The sequence below is a fragment of the Bacillus sp. 5w2 genome, from assembly GCF_054353775.1.
The window spans coordinates 1-2,324 of sequence record NZ_JBTIWT010000042.1; the positions used below are offsets into that span (position 1 = coordinate 1).

A 2,324-nucleotide genomic window follows, 5' to 3' on the forward strand; every position below is an offset into this window, starting at 1 on the left:
TTCCTTATCTTAACATCTTCGTTAGTTAATGTCAACTAAGTTTTTTATTTCGTTTGCCGCGTTCTGCGTTATTGCATCGGCGACTTGTTCTATATTACACTTCATTTGTATAATCGTCAACATGTTTTTTAAAAAACTTTATATTTTATAAATTTCATTTAGGTAATCAAATTTTTTATTTACATATTGCTTCTATATAAATATAGAAGCAATATGTAAAACTATCTACCTGTCGCTATTTCATCATAGTAACTATTGTTCTTTTGATGGCGCCGAACAACTTCCATCAGTACAAGAAAGATCACTTCCACCATCTGCTGAAAGTTCCTGTAACTTCGGTGCAGGATTCTCCTCTTCCCATACTTGCTGAAGTGCACCAACAAAAGTTTCAAGTGGTTGCGCACCTGAAATAGCATACTTTTGATTAATAATAAAATAAGGTACTCCTGAAATTTGATATTGCTGAGCAATCGCTTCATCAATTCTAACATCATTTGCATATGCGCTTTTATCATTAATAACATGTAAAGCTTCCTGTTTCTTTAAGCCTGAAGCTTCAGCGATAGTAACAAGCGTATCCACATCACTTAAATTTTTCGATTCAGTGAAATATGCAAAAAGTAGATTTTCCGTAATCTCTTTTTCTTTCCCTTGATCCTTTGCAAATTTCGCAAGACGATGCGCATCAAAAGTGTTCGTTGGCTTCATCTCATCAAAATTAAAACTTAAACCCATACTAGCTGCATGATTGCCTAGTTGCACGTTATTACGTTTAGCTTCTTCAATACTAATCCCATACTTTGATGCAAGTACTTCATTAATACTTGTTCCAGAATAGATTGGAGCATTTTGGTCTAATTCAAAACTTTTAAACTCAACTTCAACATCCTTCTTATGCGGAAATTGCTCTAAAGCCATTTCTAATCTACGTTTCCCAATATAGCAAAATGGACATACAAAATCTGACCATACTTCAATTTTCATAGAAACACCTCATTAACATGTAGTTTCCAACCATTGTAGCACTGGCACTAAGAAATTCAAAAATTTATGCTTCAAGCCTTATATACTGAAACCTAAAATGAATTTACAAATAGAAAAACGATAATCAAAAGTATTGCTTTCTGATTATCGCATATATAAATCTAATTATGCTGGAATATATCTCCCTACGAACTTCCATACGGTATTCCAATATGTATTCGAATCTATCTTCTCAGCTTCTCCATGTCCAGCACCTGGAACAATTAATTTCTCTTTTTCTACTTTTGCAGCATTATACACTTCATCTAACATTTCAAAAGGAACGAATGTATCCGCATCCCCGTGAATGAATAGCATCGGTGTTTTACTTTTCGCAACTTGTTTAATAGCTGAAGCTTCTTCTAAATCATATCCAGCTCTTAATTTTGTAACTGTATTCGCCGCATTCATAACAGGAAACTTCGGCAAGTGGAATAGATCTTTTAGTTGATAAGTAAATTCATCAATAACAGTTGAGTAACCACAATCTTCAATAATAACTTTAACGTTAGAAGGTAAATCTTCACCTGAAGTCATCATTACAGTTGCTCCGCCCATCGAAACACCAAATAGTGCTATTTCAGCATTAGGGTCTTTCTTTACGATTTGTTGAATCCAAATCAAAATATCTTTACGATCATGCCAGCCCATGCCGATATAATCGCCTTCACTATTTCCATGCCCACGAAGATCTGGCGCTATGACGTTATAACCTTGTTCATAAAAATTTCGGATATATTTCGTCATTTTCGATGCCCTGCTATCATATCCATGAACTACAATTGCCCATTTATGGCTAGATTGTTCATTCATATATTCATAACCTATTAATTTCAACTTATCGATAGAATTTATGTTCAATGTATTAGGTTTATGATTTGCTACAAAGTTCGCATCCTTTTCTTCATTTGTAGCCAACACACCTCCCGATGCGTTCACTGTTTCCACTAAGTGAGGATTATCCTCTAAAAATTCTTTCTCTTGTTTTGCATTCAATGCATAATTATAAAAATAATTCCCGACTAACATATAAGTAATTGCTAGAAGGACTAAAACTACTATAGTAATTACACCTATCTTTTTCATATTATCTCCTTTTCAAAGTTAAATCTTCTTATATTCAAGTACTCAAAAAAACAACTGCACTATTTTAACACACTGGCAGATCACTTCTACAAAAAATGAAATAGAAAATCTTAAACTACACATCGAAAATGATGAAAGAAATTGAATATGAGAGGATTAGAAGAATAAGGATTACTTACAAATTATAATGGTACTTGAGGCTGATAAGTAGTTAG

At 33.3% G+C, this 2,324-nt stretch carries 2 protein-coding genes; both read right to left on the minus strand.

The features are described from left to right. Positions 1-252 precede the first annotated feature (252 nt). Complete coding sequence (locus tag ACXY7N_RS30240; protein WP_016089568.1) at positions 253-984, minus strand: DsbA family oxidoreductase; 732 nt, start codon at positions 982-984, stop codon at positions 253-255. A gap of 165 nt (positions 985-1,149) precedes the next feature. Next, a complete protein-coding gene (locus tag ACXY7N_RS30245; RefSeq protein WP_098561339.1) occupies positions 1,150-2,109 on the minus strand; it encodes an alpha/beta hydrolase in 960 nt (319 codons plus the stop codon). Positions 2,110-2,324: the final 215 nt, after the last annotated feature.